Raw genomic sequence first — 20,133 nt, 5'->3', positions numbered from 1 at the left:
TTAATTAAAATATTGAGTCTGGATAAAATCACTGAGCTGCCGCAAACCTGTGCGTGGCGAGAGCATATTATTTTTGACCGCTAGTAGCGTTTGGCTGTAATAGCGATCGAAATCTTCATTAGTGAACAGGTGGCGTAGCACTTCTTCTTCGGTCTGTTTACGCAGCCATTCCACCGATTGTTGTTGCCGCACCTGTTGTAAACGACCGCTGGTAGTCAGTGCGGTTTTGAAATCGATAATTGCGCGCCAAATTTCATCGATGCCGCATTTTTCCAGTGCACTACAGGTGAGGACCTGGGGCTGCCATTCGTCATATTTGCGGCGCAAAATATGCAGAGCGCTTTCGTACATATGGCGGGTAATGGCGACATTGGTGTGGTTATCACCATCATCTTTGTTGATGACAATCAGATCCGCCATCTCCATCAAACCCTTTTTAATGCCCTGGAGATCATCGCCACCACCGGCAATTTGCAGCGAGATAAAGCAGTCCACCATGCGGGCGACTTCCGTTTCTGACTGCCCGACGCCGACGGTTTCAACGATCACCACGTCATAACCCGCCGCTTCACATAACAGCATTAACTCCCGCGCCCGCTGGCTGGCGCCGCCAAGGTGACCAGATGACGGAACCGGGCGAATAAACGCTGCATCGGCACGCGCCAGTTCGGTCATGCGAGTCTTATCCCCAAGGATGCTGCCACCGGTCACTGGGCTGCTGGGATCGACGGCAATCACCGCGACTTTCAGCCCCTGGCGGATCAGCAACATACCGAAGGCTTCAAGAAAGGTACTTTTTCCTGCTCCTGGCGTGCCGGTAACGCCCAGTCGCAGGGCGTTACCACAAAACGGCATGATGGCATCAAGCAGTTGAGTGCTGAGTGCCTGATGGCGAGGGTGACGGCTCTCAACCAGCGTCATGGCCTGGGCGAGCGTGGCTCGCTCACCCAGACGTAGGCGCCGAATGCTGTCTGCCAGCGTGGCTTCGTTAATCATGATGTTGGCTAATCCGGTTCAGCACATCACGCACGCTGTCGAGCATGGGAGTACCAGGACCGTAAATCGCCGCCACGCCACGCTCTTGCAGGAAGGCATAATCTTGCGGCGGAATAACGCCACCGGCGACCACGCAAATATCTTCGCGCCCCCATTTTTTCAGAGCTTCAACCAGTTCCGGGATCAGCGTTTTATGTCCTGCTGCAAGCGAGGATGCGCCCACCACATGAACGTCGTTTTCCACTGCCAGGCGGGCGATCTCTTCCGGCGTGGAGAACATGGGACTCAAATCAACGTCGAAACCAAGATCGGAATAGGCGCTGGCAATGACTTTCGCTCCGCGATCGTGTCCATCTTGTCCCATTTTGGCGATCAGAATGCGCGGGCGACGACCATTGTCGGCAAGGAACAGCTCCGTTTGCGCAACAATGGCATCAAACTCGAAGGCTGATTTTTCCGACTGATGATAGCTTTGCGCAATGACGCCGGTAACACACTGGCTCGGTACCAGATAACGGTCAAAAGCGGCTTCCAGCGCATCGGATATTTCACCCAGCGTCGCGCGAACGCGAGCCGCATTAACAGCGGCAGCCAGCAGGTTTTCGTTATGCTGTGCAGCGTGAGTCAGAGCGTTCAACGCGGCGGTTACGGCGGCATCATCACGGGTGGCGCGAATGCGTTCCAGCGAAGCAATTTGCTCGTTACGCACCATCACGTTGTCGATTTCAAGGACATCAGTTTCATCTTCGTGATCCAGTTTGTACTTGTTGACGCCGACGATCACGCGTTTGCCCTGGTCGATCAACGACTGTTCACGAGCAGACGCTTCTTCGATCATCCTTTTTGGCAGACCTGCTTCGATCGCCTTCGCCATGCCTCCGGCTTCGTCGATCTGATCAATGATGGCTCTGGCCTGTTTCACGATCTGATCGGTTAGTGACTCAACGTAATAAGAACCGGCCAGCGGATCGACGGTGCGACAGAGTTCTGACTCTTCCTGAATAATGATCTGGGTGTTACGGGCAATACGTGCCGAAAAATCGGTCGGCAAACCAAGCGCTTCATCAAAGGCATTTGTATGCAGCGACTGGGTTCCGCCAAGGGTAGCTGCCAACGCTTCAATGGTGGTGCGGATAACGTTGTTATACGGATCCTGTTCGGTGAGACTCCAGCCGGAGGTTTGACAGTGGGTGCGTAGCGCCAGCGATTTCGGATCTTTAGCACCAAACCCGCTTACTGCTTCGCTCCAGAGATAGCGTGCGGCGCGCAGCATGGCAACGTTCATAAACAGGTCCATGCCGATACCAAAGAAGAACGACAGGCGCGGGGCGAAGTCATCAATTTTTAAGCCAGCAGAGAGAGCTGCTTTGATGTACTCAATCCCATCGGCGAGAGTAAACGCCACCTGTTGCACACAGTTCGCACCGGCTTCGCCCATGTGGTAGCCGCTGATGCTAATGGTATTGAAGCGCGGCATATTGCCAGAACACCAGGCGATAATGTCAGCGATAATGCGCATAGAAGGTTTCGGTGGGTAAATATAGGTATTGCGGCAGAGGTACTCTTTGAGGATATCGTTCTGAATTGTACCCGTCAGTTTATCGGGGGGAACGCCTTGCTCTTCTGCCGCCACGATATAAAAGGCCAGCACTGGCAGGACTGCGCCGTTCATGGTCATCGAAACCGACATTTTATCCAGCGGGATTTGGTCGAAGAGCACTTTCATATCTTCTACGGTGTCGATAGCGACGCCCGCTTTGCCAACATCGCCCGCCACGCGCGGGTTATCGGAGTCGTAGCCACGGTGGGTGGCAAGGTCAAACGCCACGGAAAGACCTTTTTGCCCGGCAGCCAGGTTACGGCGATAAAAAGCGTTGGACTCTTTGGCGGTCGAGAAACCGGCATACTGACGGATGGTCCACGGTTGGGCGGTATACATGGTGGCGCGGGGACCACGAACATAGGGCGGCAAGCCAGGAAGGGTACCGGTCACTTCCAGATTGTCGAGATCGGCTTCGGTATACAGTGGCTTGATGGCGATCCCTTCCGCCGTTTGCTGAACCAGTGAGTCGACGGTTTTCTCCCGACGGCTCAACTCCTTGTTGGCAAGCTGTTGCCACTCTTGCACGTTTGACATTATTTGCTCCATAAAACGCAATAAAAATGAGGGTGTTTGCGCTTACGGTGAGCTTTTTATACGGGTTTGTCGCCAGCAAAAAAAATGGAATGGGGCGTCGTTTTTTGCCGTGTGAGATTTGTCTGTTTTGCGACGTTATTCAAAGAATAAAAAAGAAAAAAAGAAAAACGCCTGATATGTGCTATCAGGCGTTAACTGATTGATTAATCCTGACGAAGCACTTTGTGACCATAGTCGAGCAAAGCATCAGTGACTTTACGCATCATGCGGCTTTCTGGGGCAAAGCGATGCCAGTAGAGCATTCGCCGTTGGAATAGCCCGGGCGTCAGATCAATCAACTCCCCGCTGGCCAATTCTTTTTCAATTTGCAGGTGTGGGATCATACAGCAGGTTGTACCCTGGCGAGCGAGCTGCACGAAGGCTTCGGACGAGTTAACGATATGGCACGGTACGCTACCTGGCGGCAGATCGAAGTTTTGCTGCAAAAATGCCTGGTGCATATCGTCAAGATGGTCAAACGCGACTACTGGTGCTTTGAGCAGCGCAGAACGGCTTACTCCGTTGGGGAAGTATTTCTCGGCAAACGGTTTGGAGCTGACGAACAGATAGTCGAGCGCGCCAAGTTTATCGACCAGGCAACTGGGCAGCGCCTGATGCTGAATACTCACCGCGCCGACCACTTCACCTCGACGCAGACGCTCCTGGGTGCGAGTTTCATCTTCCACCTGTAAGTTCAGACGAATAGGCGAATCAGCCAGTACAGGAGCCAGTGCCGGAAGCAACCAGGTTGCCAGACTGTCGGCGTTGACTGCCAGCGAGAGCAGTAGTGGGGTGGAACCGGTTTGTTCATCGCCCAGCCACTCTTCTTCCAGCAGCTCGACCTGGCGAAGCAGTGCCAGTAATTTTTGCCCTTGTTCTGTCGGGCGCGGGGGAACCGTTCGCACCAACAGCGGCTGCCCGAACATATTTTCCAGCTGCTTAATGCGCTGTGAGACGGCTGATTGCGTAATGCACAATTTCTGTGCCGCGCGCTCAAATCCTCGTTCACGTATCACCGCATCCAGTGCCTGTAATGTCCTGTAGTCCGGGCGTTTCATTGCTTTAACCTGCTCCTCAAATTTTCTTATGCCGAACTATGACATAATTTTGCTTTGGGTACAGAGCATTTAACGTATGCAAAAGCAGTCATAATGGAAATTTTGGTTGGCTTTATCGTGCTTTTTTAGTCTTTGTGAGGCGCGAAAACCGCAATGGATATTATTCATATTCGTCATATTATCAAGCCCCTGGCTTACCAGGGCAAAAGAGGATGTCCGGTGTTACCTGTTATTTCATGGATAAATGCGTCGCCGACTTGCTGACGGGGTCCGGGTCGCTTTTTTTGTATATAATGCGTGTGAAATTTCATACCACAGGCGAAACGATCATGACGCAGGATGAATTGAAAAAAGCAGTAGGATGGGCGGCACTTCAGTATGTTCAGCCCGGTACCATTGTTGGCGTAGGTACAGGTTCCACCGCCGCACACTTTATTGATGCGCTCGGCACGATGAAAGATCAGATTGAAGGGGCAGTTTCCAGCTCGGATGCATCCACTGAAAAACTGAAGAGCCTCGGCATTCACGTTTTTGATCTCAATGAAGTAGACAGCCTCGGCATCTACGTTGATGGCGCAGATGAAATCAACGGCCACATGCAAATGATCAAAGGCGGCGGCGCGGCGCTGACCCGTGAAAAAATCATTGCTTCGGTTGCGGAAAAATTTATCTGTATTGCAGACGCTTCCAAGCAGGTTGATATTCTGGGCAAATTCCCGCTGCCAGTAGAAGTTATCCCGATGGCACGTAGTGCAGTGGCGCGCCAGCTGGTGAAACTGGGCGGTCGTCCGGAATACCGTCAGGGTGTGGTGACCGATAATGGCAACGTGATCCTCGACGTCCATGGCATGGAAATCCTTGACCCGATCGCGATGGAAAACGCTATAAATGCGATTCCTGGCGTGGTGACCGTTGGCTTGTTTGCTAACCGTGGCGCGGACGTTGCGCTGATTGGCACACCTGACGGTGTCAAAACCATTGTGAAATGATCTGACGGGGGAACCTCCCCCGTTAAAAAAATTCTCTTCGTTAAATTTGGTGACATGTATCACGTTTTTACTTGGCTATTGCTGATTGCTCTAAATAAATCCTCTAATCCAGCATATTCATCCAAGAAATACCTTTGCGTGATATTTCCTCAACATCGCGACGCAAACGTTCATATTGCCGCAATATTATTTTTTGATATGTTGAAAGGCGGACGCAAATCCGCACACAACATTTCAAAGACAGGATTGGGTAAATGGCAAAGGTATCGCTGGAGAAAGACAAGATTAAGTTTCTGCTGGTAGAAGGCGTGCATCAAAAGGCGCTCGAAAGCCTTCGTGCGGCAGGTTATACCAACATCGAATTTCACAAAGGCGCGCTGGATGATGAACAATTAAAAGAATCCATCCGCGATGCCCACTTCATCGGCTTGCGATCCCGTACCCATCTGACCGAAGACGTGATCAACGCTGCTGAAAAACTGGTCGCTATTGGCTGTTTCTGCATTGGGACCAACCAGGTTGATTTGAATGCTGCGGCAAAACGCGGGATCCCGGTATTTAATGCCCCGTTTTCAAATACGCGTTCCGTTGCTGAGCTGGTGATTGGCGAACTTCTGCTGCTATTACGCGGAGTGCCGGAAGCCAACGCCAAAGCGCACCGTGGCGTATGGAACAAGCTGGCCGCAGGTTCTTTTGAAGCGCGCGGCAAAAAGCTGGGCATTATTGGTTATGGTCATATTGGTACACAACTGGGCATTCTGGCGGAATCGCTGGGGATGTATGTTTACTTCTATGATATTGAAAACAAACTGCCGTTGGGCAACGCCACTCAGGTGCAACATCTTTCCGACCTGCTGAATATGAGCGATGTAGTGAGTCTGCATGTGCCAGAGAATGCGTCTACCAAAAATATGATGGGCGCGAAAGAGATCTCGCTGATGAAGCCGGGCTCGCTACTGATTAACGCTTCGCGCGGAACGGTGGTTGATATTCCGGCGCTGTGTGACGCTCTGGCGAGCAAACATCTGGCAGGGGCCGCAATCGACGTGTTCCCGACGGAACCGGCGACTAACAGCGATCCATTTACCTCTCCGCTGTGCGAATTCGACAATGTTCTGCTGACGCCACACATTGGCGGTTCGACTCAGGAAGCACAGGAGAATATCGGCCTGGAAGTTGCGGGCAAATTAATCAAGTACTCTGACAATGGCTCAACGCTCTCTGCGGTGAACTTCCCGGAAGTCTCTCTGCCACTGCACGGTGGGCGTCGTCTGATGCACATCCACGAAAACCGTCCGGGCGTGCTGACTGCGCTGAACAAAATATTTGCCGAGCAGGGCGTCAACATTGCCGCGCAATATCTGCAAACTTCTGCGCAAATGGGTTACGTCGTTATTGATATTGAAGCTGACGAAGACGTTGCCGAAAAAGCTCTGCAGGCTATGAAAGCTATTCCGGGTACCATTCGCGCCCGTCTGCTGTACTAATTCCCCTTCTTTGACAATCAACGGGCAGGTCACTGACTTGCCCGTTTTTTTATCTCTTTTACCGCGCTAATTACGGCATTTGCATCGCTGTGTAATCGCCTTTGCGAGCCTGCTCGAAGAAATAAATTAAAGCCAGATCAATGCGTTGTGTTTATTCAAAGAGGATTTACGATGGCGGGGCAGCACAGGGCTGTAACGGTAAAGCCCTCACCGAAGCGAGGGCTTAAAGGAGAAGGGTTATGATGCGACTTGTCATCATACTGATTGTACTGTTACTGATAAGTTTGCCAGCTTATTAACAGTCAGTCTCAGGGGAGGAGCAATCCTCCCTTACCCTTACTCACTAAATTAGGTTAAAGAATCAACGATGTCAATCAGGGCGATGCAGGTGTGTCGCTCTCACCACTCCCAGATTTTCGATGGCGTAACCACTGCAGGCAGCGGGACGTCCCATTCTTCTACGGGGAGTTTTTCCACCAACTGGCAATCATGGGCATAACCTACTGGCTGCATGTTGTAGTGCTGCCAGTTTTGCAATGTCCGATCATAAAATCCACCGCCCATTCCCAGCCGTTGACCGAACTCATCAAAGGCGACCAGCGGCGTTATCAGGACGTCTAATCGGGAAAGGGGGAGCACGTCACGCACGTCCAGTTTTGGCTCGTGGATCTTCAACCTGTTCATCACCAGTTCACTCTTAGGATGGTAATTCAGGAACAGTAAATTACCGGCACTAAAGGGATGCAAAACGGGAAGATACACGCGCTTACCTGCGCGCCAGAGTTGCTCTATGAGCGGCTGGGTGTCGAGTTCGCCATCAAAAGAGAGGAATACAGCGACCGTATGCGCCATCACAACAGGGGGATAACTCATCATCCGCATGGCAGCCTGCTGGCCCATTTCACGTTGTTGCTCCGGCGTTAACGCACGACGACGCTGCCGAATCATTTTACGGATTTCTTGTCGGGATAATGTCAGTGGGAGTTCTGGTAGTTGCGTCATGGCTGGTGCCAGATAAGAAGGGAATCTCCGAGATGCCGCCGCAGGCTGTAACCCTTGAACCCTTGGTTCAAGGTGAATGTGTCGTCGCAGTTTTAAGGCTTCTCGGACGGACCGAGCATGCTCACCAACCACGGAGCGCCACATTCTTGTGGTATGAAATATCGGCTCAGGGGACTGGCCCGCTTGCGAACATCTCAGAGAAATTTTGTCTTCACGGTTACTCTACCACAGTAAACCGGAAAGTGTCATTCAAAGTTTTGGTTCGTTTTTTCGGTGATGCGACCTTGTTCAAGTAACGCTTGTTCTATGGTCTGTTGCAGCATCCGAATACGCTGTTCCATACTTGCCGCGTAGTCACGAGTCTTCGCTTTTTCTTGCGCTAACTCGTAGCTGATATTCAATGCGGCAATGAAAACCAACTGTTCAGTATTTGTGACTCTAGTGCGTTCTTTCAGATCTTGCAACCGTTGGTTCAGATCGTCCGCAGCCTGATTCAACGCATCCCTTTGGTCAGGCGGGCAGTTCACACGCAGTGAACGGCCAAAAATTTGGATATCGACGGGTTGTGCAGACATGCCACCTTCCTGCTGATTGACTGCGCTGCCTTCGCCTTCAGAACTTTGGTCTGCGAAGGGGCGAAACTATAGCTACCCTGGTGCAATGAGACAAGCCCTTTTCTGGTCCACCAGGGTCCAAAGTGATAGCATATCATGAATCTTCCTCCCTTTGATGCCGAATGCTTATGTCTATACAGAACGAAATGCCTGGTTACAATGAAATGAACCAGTATCTGAACCAACAAGGGACAGGTCTGACCCCTGCTGAGATGCATGGTTTAATCAGTGGGATGATATGTGGCGGTAATGATGACAGCTCCTGGCTGCCGCTGCTTCACGACCTGACGAACGAAGGTATGGCTTTCGGGCATGAACTTGCCCAGGCATTGCGCAAAATGCACTCTGCCACCAGTGATGCCTTGCAAGATGACGGCTTCCTTTTTCAGCTTTATCTGCCTGATGGCGATGGCGTTAGCGTTTTCGATCGCGCTGATGCGTTGGCAGGCTGGGTAAATCACTTCCTGCTCGGTCTTGGCGTCACTCAGCCGAAGCTGGATAAAGTGACTGGCGAAACTGGTGAAGCCATTGACGATCTGCGTAACATCGCGCAACTGGGCTACGACGAAGACGAAGATCAAGAAGAGCTGGAAATGTCGCTTGAAGAGATCATCGAGTACGTCCGTGTTGCCGCGCTGTTATGCCACGACACCTTTACTCATCCGCAACCGACCGCACCAGAAGTACAAAAACCAACTCTACACTAAAAACAAAAAACGTAAGGAGAGTGTTATGAGTGAGATATCTCAGCAGGAATTTCAGCGCCGCCGTCAGGCCCTGGTGGAGCAAATGCAACCCGGCAGCGCCGCGCTGATTTTTGCGGCACCAGAAGTGACCCGAAGCGCCGACAGCGAATACCCCTATCGTCAGAACAGCGACTTCTGGTACTTCACCGGCTTTAATGAACCGGAAGCGGTGCTGGTGCTGATTAAAAGCGATGACACTCATAACCACAGCGTTTTGTTTAACCGCGTGCGCGACCTGACGGCGGAGATCTGGTTTGGCCGTCGTTTAGGTCAGGATGCCGCGCCAGAGAAACTGGGCGTTGATCGCGCACTGGCGTTCAGTGAAATTAATCAGCAACTTTATCAACTGCTTAACGGTTTGGATGTGGTTTACCACGCCCAGGGCGAATATGTATATGCTGATGAAATCGTGAATAGTGCGCTGGAAAAATTGCGTAAAGGCTCGCGGCAAAATCTCACCGCGCCAGCAACGATGATCGACTGGCGTCCCATTGTTCATGAAATGCGCCTGTTCAAATCGCCGGAAGAGATTGCCGTACTTCGCCGCGCGGGTGAAATCACCGCACTGGCGCATACCCGGGCGATGGAAAAATGCCGTCCGGGGATGTTCGAGTACCATCTGGAAGGCGAAATTCACCACGAATTCAACCGCCACGGTGCGCGCTATCCTTCCTATAACACCATTGTCGGCAGCGGTGAAAACGGCTGCATTCTTCATTACACCGAAAACGAGTGTGAATTGCGCGACGGCGACCTGGTGTTGATTGACGCAGGTTGTGAATATAAAGGTTACGCGGGCGACATCACCCGTACCTTCCCGGTCAATGGCAAATTCACCCAGGCCCAGCGTGAAATCTACGACATTGTGCTGGAATCTCTTGAAACCAGCTTGCGCCTGTATCGTCCGGGAACATCCATTCAGGAAGTCACCGGTGAAGTGGTGCGCATCATGATTAGCGGCCTGGTAAAACTCGGCATCCTGAAAGGTGATGTTGATGAACTGATCGCTCAGAACGCACATCGTCCTTTCTTTATGCATGGCCTTAGCCACTGGTTAGGACTGGATGTCCATGACGTTGGCGTTTATGGCCAGGAGCGCTCGCGCATTCTTGAACCAGGTATGGTACTGACCGTAGAGCCAGGGCTGTATATTGCGCCGGATGCGGATGTTCCAGAACAATATCGTGGGATCGGCATTCGTATTGAAGATGACATTGTAATTACCGAAACCGGTAACGAAAACCTCACCGCCAGCGTGGTGAAAAAGCCGGAAGAAATTGAAGCGTTGATGGCAGCTGCGAGAAAGCAATGAGCGTAATCATCGTCGGTGGCGGCATGGCTGGCGCGACGCTGGCGCTGGCTATTTCCCGGTTAAGTCACGGGACGCTGTCGGTACATTTAATTGAAGCGACCGCGCCAGAGTCTCATGCTCATCCGGGCTTTGATGGACGGGCTATTGCGCTGGCGGCGGGCACCTGTCAGCAACTGGCGCGCATCGGCGTCTGGCAATCTCTGGCTGATTGCGCAACCGCCATCACCACCGTGCATGTCAGCGATCGTGGTCATGCCGGATTCGTCACCCTCGCCGCAGAAGATTACCAACTGGCGGCGCTGGGGCAGGTTGTCGAATTGCACAATGTCGGGCAACGGCTGTTTGCGCTGTTGCGCAAAGCGCCTGGCGTAACGCTGCATTGCCCGGATCGCATTGCTAATGTTGTTCGTACCCCAGCTAACGTTGAAGTGACGCTGGAGAGTGGCGAGACGCTGACGGGCCGCGTGCTGGTGGCGGCTGACGGTACGCATTCCTCGTTAGCTACTACCTGTGGCGTTGACTGGCAGCAGGAGCCCTACGAACAACTGGCTGTGATTGCGAACGTTGCAACTTCCATTGCGCATGAAGGGCGCGCTTTTGAACGCTTTACGCAACATGGCCCGCTGGCGATGTTGCCGATGTCTGAAGGACGCTGTTCGCTGGTCTGGTGTCATCCACTGGAACGGCGCGAAGAAGTGTTGGCGTGGAGCGACGAGAAGTTTTGCCGTGAACTCCAGTTGGCCTTTGGCTGGCGACTGGGGCAAATTACCCACGCCGGTAAACGCAGTGCTTATCCGCTGGCGTTAACCCGCGCCGCCAGACCGATTACCCATCGCACCGTGCTGGTGGGCAATGCGGCACAAACCCTGCACCCGATTGCCGGGCAAGGATTTAACCTCGGTATGCGTGATGTGATGAGCCTTGCGGAAACCCTGACCCAGGCGCAGGAGCGCGCAGAAGACATGGGTGATTACGGCGTATTGTGCCGTTATCAGCAGCGTCGACAGAGCGATCGCGAAGCAACCATCGGCGTCACGGACAGTCTGGTACATCTTTTTGCCAACCGTTGGGCGCCGTTGGTTGTCGGGCGCAACATCGGGCTGATGACGATGGAATTATTCACCCCGGCACGCGATGTGCTGGCGCAGCGCACCCTCGGTTGGGTGGCGCGTTGAAGGCGGTTTTAAGGAATAAACAATGCAAAGTGTTGATGTAGCCATTGTTGGCGGCGGCATGGTGGGGCTGGCGGTTGCCTGCGGCTTACAGGGGAGCGGCTTACGAGTTGCCGTACTGGAGCAGCGCGTACCGGAACCTCTGGCGGCGGATGCACCACCACAACTGCGCGTTTCGGCTATCAATGCCGCCAGCGAAAAATTACTCACCCGTCTTGGCGTCTGGCAGGACATCCTCTCTCGCAGAGCCAGCTGTTATCACGGTATGGAAGTGTGGGATAAAGACAGTTTTGGTCACATCTCGTTTGACGATCAAAGCATGGGTTATAGCCATCTTGGGCATATCGTTGAAAACTCAGTGATTCACTACGCGCTGTGGAACAAAGCGCTGCAGTCGTCAGATATCACCCTGCTGGCCCCCGCAGAATTACAACAGGTCGCCTGGGGGGAAAACGAAACCTTCCTGACGCTGAAAGATGGCAGCATGTTAACGGCGCGTCTGGTAATTGGTGCGGACGGCGCTAATTCCTGGTTGCGCAACAAGGCCGATATTCCGCTGACTTTCTGGGATTATCAGCATCACGCGCTGGTGGCGACCATTCGCACGGAAGAACCGCATGATGCGGTGGCGCGGCAGGTTTTCCATGGCGAAGGCATTCTGGCCTTTTTACCACTTAGCGATCCGCATCTTTGCTCGATTGTGTGGTCACTGTCGCCAGAGGAAGCGCAGCGGATGCAGCAGGCAGGGGAAGACGAATTTAATCGCGCGTTAAATATCGCTTTTGATAATCGACTGGGCTTATGCAAGGTTGAGAGCGAGCGTCAGGTGTTCCCGCTGACGGGGCGTTATGCGCGCCAGTTTGCCGCGCACCGTCTGGTGCTGGTGGGCGACGCCGCGCATACCATCCACCCGCTGGCGGGGCAGGGGGTAAATCTCGGCTTTATGGATGCTGCAGAGCTGATTGCTGAACTGAAACGACTGCATCGTCAGGGTAAAGACATCGGGCAGTACATTTACCTGCGTCGCTATGAGCGTAGCCGCAAGCACAGCGCGGCGCTGATGCTGGCAGGTATGCAAGGATTCCGCGATCTGTTTTCTGGAGCTAATCCAGCGAAAAAACTGCTGCGTGATATTGGTCTGAAACTGGCCGACACGCTTCCTGGCGTTAAACCGCAACTTATTCGTCAGGCAATGGGATTAAACGATTTGCCTGAATGGCTGCGTTAAAAATTTCTCATCTTTTGTTTATTTGATACCCATCACACTTTCATCTCCCGGTTTTTCGCCGGGAGATTTTCCTCATTTGAAATAAACTAATTTCACCCGTAATTTCGCATTATATTTTCTAATGTCGTGAATTTTTGATTTAGCGATTTTTGACAATTTTTTAGTTCTTAATATCGCTTTATTTAAAACTGTTTTATTAACTCGTTATGTTTGTTTGCGTGTATCGCGTTATTTGGTTTTTTGTCCTGTTGTCATTTTTGAGATTTTTAACCATAAGCTAATGTGATGATCAATTTTTCCTTATGGTTAACCGTCTGTTTCGGTGGTAAGTTCAGGGAAAAGAGAACGATTGCGTTGGGGACCGGGAGTGGCTCCAGTGCTGGGTTTCGTGGTGACAATTTCACCACGAAAAGTTGTCAGCCCCGCTTATTCAATGAGGACAAGATGGCACAACAGACTCCTTTGTACGAACAACACACGCTTTGCGGCGCTCGCATGGTGGATTTCCACGGCTGGATGATGCCGCTGCATTACGGTTCGCAAATCGACGAACATCATGCGGTACGTACCGATGCCGGAATGTTTGATGTGTCGCATATGACCATCGTCGATCTCCGCGGCAGCCGCACCCGGGAGTTTCTGCGTTATCTGCTGGCGAACGATGTGGCGAAGCTCACCAAAAGCGGCAAAGCCCTTTACTCGGGGATGTTGAATGCCTCTGGCGGTGTGATAGATGACCTCATCGTCTACTACTTCACTGAAGATTTCTTCCGCCTCGTTGTTAACTCCGCCACCCGCGAAAAAGACCTCTCCTGGATTACCCAACACGCTGAACCTTTCGGCATCGAAATTACCGTTCGTGATGACCTTTCCATGATTGCCGTACAAGGGCCGAATGCGCAGGCAAAAGCTGCCACACTGTTTAATGACGCCCAGCGTCAGGCGGTGGAAGGGATGAAACCGTTCTTTGGCGTGCAGGCGGGCGATCTGTTTATTGCCACCACCGGTTACACCGGTGAAGCGGGCTACGAAATTGCGCTGCCCAATGAAAAAGCGGCTGATTTCTGGTGCGCGCTGGTGGAAGCGGGCGTTAAGCCATGTGGCCTGGGCGCGCGTGACACGCTGCGTCTGGAAGCGGGTATGAATCTTTATAGTCAGGAGATGGACGAAACCATCTCTCCTTTAGCCGCCAACATGGGCTGGACTATCGCCTGGGAACCGGCAGATCGTGACTTTATCGGTCGTGAAGCCCTGGAAGTGCAGCGTGAACATGGCACAGAAAAATTAGTTGGCCTGGTGATGACCGAAAAAGGCGTGCTGCGTAATGAACTGCCGGTACGTTTTACCGACGCACAGGGCAACCAGCAAGAAGGCATTATCACCAGCGGTACTTTTTCCCCGACGCTGGGCTACAGCATTGCGCTGGCGCGTGTGCCGGAAGGTATTGGTGAAACAGCGATTGTGCAAATTCGCAACCGTGAAATGCCGGTTAAAGTGACGAAACCTGTTTTTGTGCGTAACGGCAAAGCCGTCGCGTGATTTACTTTTTTGGAGATTGATTGATGAGCAACGTACCAGCAGAACTGAAATACAGCAAAGAACACGAATGGCTGCGTAAAGAAGCCGACGGCACTTACACCGTTGGCATCACCGAACACGCTCAGGAGTTGTTGGGCGATATGGTGTTTGTTGACCTGCCGGAAGTCGGCGCAACGGTTAGCGCGGGCGATGACTGCGCGGTTGCCGAATCAGTAAAAGCGGCGTCAGACATTTATGCGCCAGTAAGCGGTGAAATCGTGGCGGTAAACGACGCACTGAGCGATTCCCCGGAACTGGTGAACAGCGAACCGTATGCAGGCGGCTGGATCTTTAAAATCAAAGCCAGCGACGAAAGCGAACTGGAATCACTGCTGGATGCGACCGCATACGAAGCATTGTTAGAAGACGAGTAACGGCTTTAATCCTCTTCTGCGGGAGAGGATCAGGGTGAGGGAAATTTACGCCTCACCCTCACTCTCTTCGCAAGGAGAGAGGTTCACAATTCACTGCACGTTTCAGGAACCATCGCTCATGACACAGACGTTAAGCCAGCTTGAAAACAGCGGCGCTTTTATTGAACGCCATATCGGACCGGACGCCGCGCAACAGCAAGAAATGCTGAATGCCGTTGGTGCACAATCGTTAAACGCGCTGACCGGCCAGATTGTGCCGAAAGATATTCAGCTTGCGACTCCGCCGCAGGTTGGCGCACCGGCGACCGAATACGCCGCGCTGGCGGAACTCAAGGCTATTGCCAGTCGCAATAAACGCTTCACGTCTTACATTGGCATGGGTTACACCGCCGTGCAGTTGCCGCCGGTTATTCTGCGTAACATGCTGGAAAATCCGGGCTGGTATACCGCGTATACTCCGTATCAACCTGAAGTCTCCCAGGGCCGCCTCGAAGCGCTGCTCAACTTCCAGCAGGTAACGCTGGATTTGACTGGGCTGGATATGGCTTCGGCTTCTCTTCTTGACGAAGCCACCGCTGCCGCCGAAGCAATGGCGATGGCGAAACGCGTCAGCAAACTGAAAAATGCCAACCGCTTCTTTGTTGCTTCTGACGTTCATCCGCAAACGCTGGATGTGGTACGTACTCGTGCCGAAACCTTTGGTTTTGAAGTGATTGTCGATGACGCGCAAAAAGTGCTCGAGCATCAGGATGTGTTCGGCGTGCTGTTACAGCAGGTCGGCACTACTGGTGAAATTCACGACTACACAGCGCTTATCAGCGAACTGAAATCACGCAAAATTGTGGTCAGCGTCGCCGCCGATATTATGGCGCTAGTGCTGTTAACCGCGCCGGGTAAACAGGGCGCGGATATTGTTTTTGGTTCGGCGCAACGCTTTGGCGTACCGATGGGCTACGGTGGCCCGCACGCAGCATTCTTTGCGGCGAAAGATGAATACAAACGCTCAATGCCTGGTCGTATTATTGGCGTATCGAAAGATGCCGCGGGTAATACTGCGCTACGCATGGCGATGCAGACTCGCGAGCAACATATTCGTCGTGAGAAAGCGAACTCCAACATTTGTACTTCCCAGGTACTGCTGGCAAACATCGCCAGCCTGTACGCCGTTTATCACGGTCCGGTTGGCCTGAAACGTATCGCTAACCGCATCCACCGCCTGACCGATATTTTGGCGGCGGGCCTGCAACAAAAAGGTCTGAAGCTGCGCCATGCGCACTATTTCGATACTTTGTGTGTGGAAGTGACCGACAAAGCGGGCGTACTGGCGCGTGCCGAAGCGGCTGAAATCAACCTGCGCAGCGATATTCTGAACGCGGTTGGGATCACCCTTGATGAAACAACCACGCGCGAAAACGTGATGCAGCTTTTCAGCGTGCTGTTGGGCGATAACCACGGGCTGGAGATCGACACGCTGGATAAAGACGTGGCTCACGACAGTCGCTCTATTCAACCTGCGATGCTGCGTGATGACGAAATCCTCACCCATCCGGTGTTTAATCGCTACCACAGCGAAACCGAAATGATGCGCTATATGCACTCGCTGGAGCGTAAAGATCTGGAGCTGAATCAGGCGATGATTCCGCTGGGGTCCTGCACCATGAAACTGAACGCCGCCGCCGAGATGATCCCGATCACCTGGCCGGAATTTGCCGAACTGCACCCGTTCTGCCCGCCGGAACAGGCCGAAGGTTATCAGCAGATGATCGCGCAGCTGGCTGACTGGCTGGTGAAATTGACCGGTTACGACACCGTTTGTATGCAGCCGAACTCTGGTGCACAGGGCGAATACGCGGGCCTGCTGGCGATTCGTCATTATCATGAAAGCCGCAACGAAGGGCATCGCGATATCTGCCTGATCCCGGCTTCTGCGCACGGAACTAACCCTGCTTCTGCACATATGGCAGGAATGCAGGTGGTAGTTGTGGCGTGTGATAAAAACGGCAACATTGATCTGACTGACCTGCGCGCGAAAGCGGAACAGGCGGGCGATAACCTCTCCTGCATCATGGTGACCTATCCTTCCACCCATGGCGTGTATGAAGAAACGATCCGTGAAGTGTGTGAAGTCGTGCATCAGTTCGGTGGTCAGGTTTATCTTGATGGCGCGAACATGAATGCTCAGGTTGGCATTACCTCACCGGGCTTTATTGGTGCGGACGTTTCGCACCTTAACCTGCATAAAACCTTCTGCATTCCGCACGGCGGTGGCGGCCCAGGTATGGGACCGATCGGCGTGAAAGCGCATCTGGCGCCGTTTGTGCCGGGCCATAGCGTGGTGCAAATCGAAGGCATGTTAACCCGTCAGGGCGCGGTTTCTGCGGCACCGTTCGGTAGCGCATCCATTCTGCCAATCAGCTGGATGTACATCCGCATGATGGGCGCAGAAGGGCTGAAAAAAGCAAGCCAGGTGGCAATTCTTAACGCCAACTATATTGCCAGCCGCCTGCAGGATGCTTTCCCGGTGCTGTATACCGGTCGCGACGGTCGCGTGGCACACGAATGTATTCTCGATATTCGCCCGCTGAAAGAAGAAACCGGCATCAGCGAGCTGGATATTGCCAAGCGCCTGATCGACTACGGTTTCCACGCGCCGACTATGTCGTTCCCGGTGGCGGGTACGCTGATGGTTGAACCGACTGAATCTGAAAGCAAAGTGGAACTGGATCGCTTTATCGACGCGATGCTGGCTATCCGCGCAGAGATTGACCAGGTGAAAACCGGTGTCTGGCCGCTGGAAGATAACCCGCTGGTGAACGCGCCGCACATTCAGAGCGAACTGGTCGCCGAGTGGGCGCATCCGTACAGCCGTGAAGTTGCAGTATTCCCGGCAGGCGTGGCAGACAAATACTGGCCGACGGTGAAACGTCTGGATGATGTTTACGGCGACCGTAACCTGTTCTGCTCCTGCGTACCGATTAGCGAATACCAGTAATTCACTGATTCGACTATCTTCTAAAGGCGCTTCGGCGCCTTTTTACTTGCTGACAATTTGCTCAAGCGTAAATGATGGTACGGTTTTCCCCCTCGCCCTTTTAGGGCGAGGGAACTGATCGTGCGTTCTTTTGGCTTTGTCATCAGTCTTAATTTATGGGGAAAACAAATGGCTATAGCACTTGTGACTGGCGGCAGTCGTGGTATTGGGCGGGCAACTGCGTTACTGTTGGCGCAAGAAGGGTATACGGTTGCGCTTAATTATCAGCAAAACCTCCACGCGGCGCAGGAAGTGGTGAACTTAATAACGAAAGCCGGTGGCAAGGCATTTGCACTCCAGGCGGATATCAGCGACGAAAACCAGATCGTCGCAATGTTTACAGCAATCGACCAGCGTGATGAACCGCTAGCCGTGCTGGTCAACAATGCCGGGATCTTGTTTACCCAGTGCACCGTAGAAAACCTTACCGCAGAGCGAATCAACCGAGTATTTTCCACCAACGTAACGGGATATTTTCTCTGCTCACGCGAGGCGGTAAAACGCATGGCGTTTAAAAACGGCGGCAATGGCGGCGCTATCGTCAATGTCTCTTCGGTAGCCTCACGGCTGGGATCGCCGGGGGAATACGTTGATTATGCGGCATCGAAAGGGGCGATTGATACGTTAACCACCGGACTATCGCTGGAAGTCGCCGCGCAGGGAATTCGCGTCAATGGCGTGCGACCCGGTTTTATCTATACCGAAATGCACGTCAGCGGTGGTGAACCCGGACGCGTCGATCGCGTGAAATCGAACATTCCGATGCAGCGTGGCGGACAGGCGGAAGAGGTCGCGCAGGCCATTGTCTGGCTGATTAGTGATAAAGCATCTTATGTCACGGGAAGTTTTATCGATTTGGCAGGTGGGAAATAAAACAGGAAAGTTGTCTGACCGGATGCAACGCAGCAAGTATTGCATCCGGTACTTTATCTACTTAAAGCTTCTCGCCGTTGCTGGCAATCACCTCTTTGTACCAGTTAAAGCTCTTCTTACGTGAACGCGACATATCGCCAGTACCGTCGTCATGTTTATTCACATAGATAAAGCCGTAGCGTTTGCTGTACTGCCCGGTAGTGAACGACACGCAGTCGATGCAGCCCCACGGCGTGTAGCCCATCAGATCCACGCCATCGTAAGTCACCGCTTTTTTCATCTCTTCAATATGGGCGCGCAGGTAGTCAATACGGTAGTCATCGATGATGCTGCCGTCTTCTTCCACTTTGTCGTAAGCGCCAAAACCGTTTTCGACAATAAACAGCGGCTTCTGATAACGCTCATACAATTCGCATAGTGCATAGCGCAGACCCACCGGATCAATCTGCCATCCCCAGTCCGACGCTTTAACAAATGGGTTCGGTACACTGCCTTCAAAACCAGAGATCGCATCGCCGGTGCCGCCTTCGGCCTTCACCGCGTTGGTCATGTAATAACTGAAGCCAAGATAATCGCAGGTGCCTTCGCGTAGCACTTCAAAATCGCCATCTTCCATTTTGATGTTAAATCCGCGACGCTCCCACTCGTTCAATACATAGGACGGGTAATAGCCACGCAGCTGCACATCGGTAAAGACGTAGCGCTCGCGCATCGACTCCTGAGCGAACATCACATCGTCCGGGTTACAGGAGTAAGGATAGAGCGGCACCATCGCCAGCATACAACCGACTTTCATCTCCGGGTTGATGCGATGCGCGGCTTTCACCGCCAGGGCGCTGGCGACAAACTGATGATGCAGCACCTGATACATCGTCTCTTCCGGGTTTTCATGCTCGGTATACACCACGCCGGAGCAGCAGTAACCGAACAGCGGCGCACGCCAGTTACGCTGGTTGTTAATTTCGTTGAAGGTCATCCAGTATTTGACTTTATGCTTATAGCGTTCAAATACCACTTCCGCGAAACGCACAAAGAAATCAACCACTTTACGGTTGGTCCAGCTACCGTATTGCTGCACCAGATGCAGTGGCATTTCAAAGTGGGAGAGGGTGATCACCGGTTCGATGTTGTATTTCAGCAGTTCATCGAACATATCATCGTAGAACTTCAGCCCTTCTTCGTTTGGCTGTGTTTCATCGCCTTTTGGAAAAATGCGCGTCCAGGCGATGGAAGTACGAAAACATTTGAAGCCCATTTCAGCAAACAGCTTAATGTCTTCTTTGTAGTGGCCATAAAAATCAACGGCTTCATGGTTCGGATAGTATTTGCCGGGCAAAACTTCTTTGGTGATTTCGCGCGGCACGCCGTGTGCGCCACCGGTTAGCACGTCACAAATACTCGGCCCTTTGCCGCCTTTGTTCCAGCCGCCTTCGACCTGATGAGCGGCAACTGCGCCACCCCATAAGAAATCTTTCGGTAAGGTGAGTTTTTTCACTA

Annotated in this window: 17 protein-coding genes and 1 other RNA gene; 11 read left to right on the top strand and 7 right to left on the bottom strand. The window is 52.7% G+C overall.

Features of this window, described 5'->3' with window-relative positions:
- From meaB to argP, 3 genes are all read right to left on the bottom strand, one after another.
- On the bottom strand, positions 1-996 hold the full coding sequence (gene meaB / locus FEK46_RS00455) for a methylmalonyl Co-A mutase-associated GTPase MeaB (RefSeq protein ID WP_130259408.1): 996 nt from the start codon (positions 994-996) through the stop codon (positions 1-3).
- A complete protein-coding gene (scpA, locus tag FEK46_RS00450; protein ID WP_130207855.1) occupies positions 989-3,133 on the bottom strand; it encodes a methylmalonyl-CoA mutase in 2,145 nt (714 codons plus the stop codon). The genes meaB and scpA overlap by 8 nt, the downstream gene beginning before the upstream one ends.
- A gap of 203 nt (positions 3,134-3,336) precedes the next feature.
- Positions 3,337-4,230 carry a DNA-binding transcriptional regulator ArgP gene (gene argP / locus FEK46_RS00445; RefSeq protein WP_000828349.1) on the bottom strand — a complete coding sequence of 298 codons (894 nt, stop codon included), beginning with the start codon at positions 4,228-4,230 and terminating at the stop codon, positions 3,337-3,339.
- Positions 4,231-4,559: 329 nt separating this feature from the next.
- Here argP and rpiA point away from each other — a divergent pair, with 329 nt between their 5' ends.
- The 3 genes from rpiA to FEK46_RS00430 all read left to right on the top strand — a co-directional run bounded on the left by rpiA (position 4,560) and on the right by FEK46_RS00430 (position 7,005).
- On the top strand, positions 4,560-5,219 hold the full coding sequence (gene rpiA, locus FEK46_RS00440) for a ribose-5-phosphate isomerase RpiA (protein ID WP_130207853.1): 660 nt from the start codon (positions 4,560-4,562) through the stop codon (positions 5,217-5,219).
- A gap of 254 nt (positions 5,220-5,473) precedes the next feature.
- On the top strand, positions 5,474-6,706 hold the full coding sequence (gene serA / locus FEK46_RS00435) for a phosphoglycerate dehydrogenase (RefSeq protein WP_064529774.1): 1,233 nt from the start codon (positions 5,474-5,476) through the stop codon (positions 6,704-6,706).
- Positions 6,707-6,945: 239 nt separating this feature from the next.
- The gene (locus tag FEK46_RS00430) at positions 6,946-7,005 is read left to right on the top strand and encodes a type I toxin-antitoxin system Ibs family toxin (RefSeq protein ID WP_100635201.1); all 60 of its coding nucleotides are present in this window, start codon (positions 6,946-6,948) and stop codon (positions 7,003-7,005) included.
- Positions 7,006-7,105: 100 nt separating this feature from the next.
- Here the strand turns inward: FEK46_RS00430 and FEK46_RS00425 are convergent, their stop codons facing one another.
- The 3 genes from FEK46_RS00425 to zapA all read right to left on the bottom strand — a co-directional run bounded on the left by FEK46_RS00425 (position 7,106) and on the right by zapA (position 8,283).
- Complete coding sequence (locus tag FEK46_RS00425) at positions 7,106-7,708, bottom strand: 5-formyltetrahydrofolate cyclo-ligase (RefSeq protein ID WP_130207850.1); 603 nt, start codon at positions 7,706-7,708, stop codon at positions 7,106-7,108.
- 20 nt (positions 7,709-7,728) lie between these two features.
- Positions 7,729-7,912, bottom strand: a non-coding RNA gene (gene ssrS / locus FEK46_RS00420) — 6S RNA.
- A gap of 41 nt (positions 7,913-7,953) precedes the next feature.
- Positions 7,954-8,283 (bottom strand): cell division protein ZapA, encoded by a 330-nt coding sequence (gene zapA, locus FEK46_RS00415; protein WP_001276008.1) that lies wholly within the window; start codon positions 8,281-8,283, stop codon positions 7,954-7,956.
- Between the two features lie 167 nt (positions 8,284-8,450).
- Here zapA and ygfB point away from each other — a divergent pair, with 167 nt between their 5' ends.
- The 8 genes from ygfB to FEK46_RS00375 all read left to right on the top strand — a co-directional run bounded on the left by ygfB (position 8,451) and on the right by FEK46_RS00375 (position 18,636).
- On the top strand, positions 8,451-9,029 hold the full coding sequence (gene ygfB / locus FEK46_RS00410) for a UPF0149 family protein YgfB (RefSeq protein ID WP_135383206.1): 579 nt from the start codon (positions 8,451-8,453) through the stop codon (positions 9,027-9,029).
- A 25-nt stretch (positions 9,030-9,054) separates the two neighbouring features.
- Entirely contained in the window at positions 9,055-10,380 is a 1,326-nt protein-coding gene (gene pepP, locus FEK46_RS00405; protein ID WP_135559243.1) for a Xaa-Pro aminopeptidase, read from the top strand.
- Positions 10,377-11,555, top strand: coding sequence for a 2-octaprenyl-6-methoxyphenyl hydroxylase (gene ubiH / locus FEK46_RS00400; protein ID WP_135559244.1), 1,179 nt, complete (start codon positions 10,377-10,379; stop codon positions 11,553-11,555). Before pepP ends, ubiH begins: the two co-directional genes overlap by 4 nt.
- A gap of 22 nt (positions 11,556-11,577) precedes the next feature.
- Positions 11,578-12,780, top strand: a complete 1,203-nt coding sequence (gene ubiI / locus FEK46_RS00395) for an FAD-dependent 2-octaprenylphenol hydroxylase (protein WP_135559245.1) — start codon at positions 11,578-11,580, stop codon at positions 12,778-12,780.
- A gap of 444 nt (positions 12,781-13,224) precedes the next feature.
- Positions 13,225-14,319 (top strand): glycine cleavage system aminomethyltransferase GcvT, encoded by a 1,095-nt coding sequence (gcvT, locus tag FEK46_RS00390; protein WP_135559246.1) that lies wholly within the window; start codon positions 13,225-13,227, stop codon positions 14,317-14,319.
- 23 nt (positions 14,320-14,342) lie between these two features.
- The gene (gene gcvH, locus FEK46_RS00385; protein ID WP_001295377.1) at positions 14,343-14,732 is read left to right on the top strand and encodes a glycine cleavage system protein GcvH; all 390 of its coding nucleotides are present in this window, start codon (positions 14,343-14,345) and stop codon (positions 14,730-14,732) included.
- Between the two features lie 118 nt (positions 14,733-14,850).
- Complete coding sequence (gcvP, locus tag FEK46_RS00380; protein WP_135559247.1) at positions 14,851-17,724, top strand: aminomethyl-transferring glycine dehydrogenase; 2,874 nt, start codon at positions 14,851-14,853, stop codon at positions 17,722-17,724.
- Positions 17,725-17,892: 168 nt separating this feature from the next.
- Positions 17,893-18,636 carry an SDR family oxidoreductase gene (locus FEK46_RS00375; protein ID WP_130207838.1) on the top strand — a complete coding sequence of 248 codons (744 nt, stop codon included), beginning with the start codon at positions 17,893-17,895 and terminating at the stop codon, positions 18,634-18,636.
- 61 nt (positions 18,637-18,697) lie between these two features.
- Here the strand turns inward: FEK46_RS00375 and bglA are convergent, their stop codons facing one another.
- A complete protein-coding gene (gene bglA / locus FEK46_RS00370) occupies positions 18,698-20,131 on the bottom strand; it encodes a 6-phospho-beta-glucosidase BglA (RefSeq protein ID WP_138194629.1) in 1,434 nt (477 codons plus the stop codon).
- Positions 20,132-20,133: the final 2 nt, after the last annotated feature.

This window comes from Escherichia sp. E4736, from assembly GCF_005781225.1.
Lineage (GTDB): Bacteria > Pseudomonadota > Gammaproteobacteria > Enterobacterales > Enterobacteriaceae > Escherichia.
This window is presented reverse-complemented; position numbering and strand designations above follow the sequence as displayed.

Bases quoted from the DNA above. Each gene is read 5' to 3' on its own strand.
- rpiA (WP_130207853.1), top strand. From the start codon at position 4,560: ATGACGCAGGATGAATTGAAAAAAGCAGTAGGATGGGCGGCACTTCAG.
- gcvT (WP_135559246.1), top strand. From the start codon at position 13,225: ATGGCACAACAGACTCCTTTGTACGAACAACACACGCTTTGCGGCGCT.
- FEK46_RS00375 (WP_130207838.1), top strand. From the start codon at position 17,893: ATGGCTATAGCACTTGTGACTGGCGGCAGTCGTGGTATTGGGCGGGCA.
- scpA (WP_130207855.1), bottom strand. From the start codon at position 3,133: ATGTCAAACGTGCAAGAGTGGCAACAGCTTGCCAACAAGGAGTTGAGC.
- zapA (WP_001276008.1), bottom strand. From the start codon at position 8,283: ATGTCTGCACAACCCGTCGATATCCAAATTTTTGGCCGTTCACTGCGT.
- serA (WP_064529774.1), top strand. From the start codon at position 5,474: ATGGCAAAGGTATCGCTGGAGAAAGACAAGATTAAGTTTCTGCTGGTA.
- argP (WP_000828349.1), bottom strand. From the start codon at position 4,230: ATGAAACGCCCGGACTACAGGACATTACAGGCACTGGATGCGGTGATA.
- ubiH (WP_135559244.1), top strand. From the start codon at position 10,377: ATGAGCGTAATCATCGTCGGTGGCGGCATGGCTGGCGCGACGCTGGCG.
- gcvP (WP_135559247.1), top strand. From the start codon at position 14,851: ATGACACAGACGTTAAGCCAGCTTGAAAACAGCGGCGCTTTTATTGAA.
- meaB (WP_130259408.1), bottom strand. From the start codon at position 996: ATGATTAACGAAGCCACGCTGGCAGACAGCATTCGGCGCCTACGTCTG.
- ubiI (WP_135559245.1), top strand. From the start codon at position 11,578: ATGCAAAGTGTTGATGTAGCCATTGTTGGCGGCGGCATGGTGGGGCTG.
- gcvH (WP_001295377.1), top strand. From the start codon at position 14,343: ATGAGCAACGTACCAGCAGAACTGAAATACAGCAAAGAACACGAATGG.
- ygfB (WP_135383206.1), top strand. From the start codon at position 8,451: ATGTCTATACAGAACGAAATGCCTGGTTACAATGAAATGAACCAGTAT.
- pepP (WP_135559243.1), top strand. From the start codon at position 9,055: ATGAGTGAGATATCTCAGCAGGAATTTCAGCGCCGCCGTCAGGCCCTG.
- FEK46_RS00425 (WP_130207850.1), bottom strand. From the start codon at position 7,708: ATGACGCAACTACCAGAACTCCCACTGACATTATCCCGACAAGAAATC.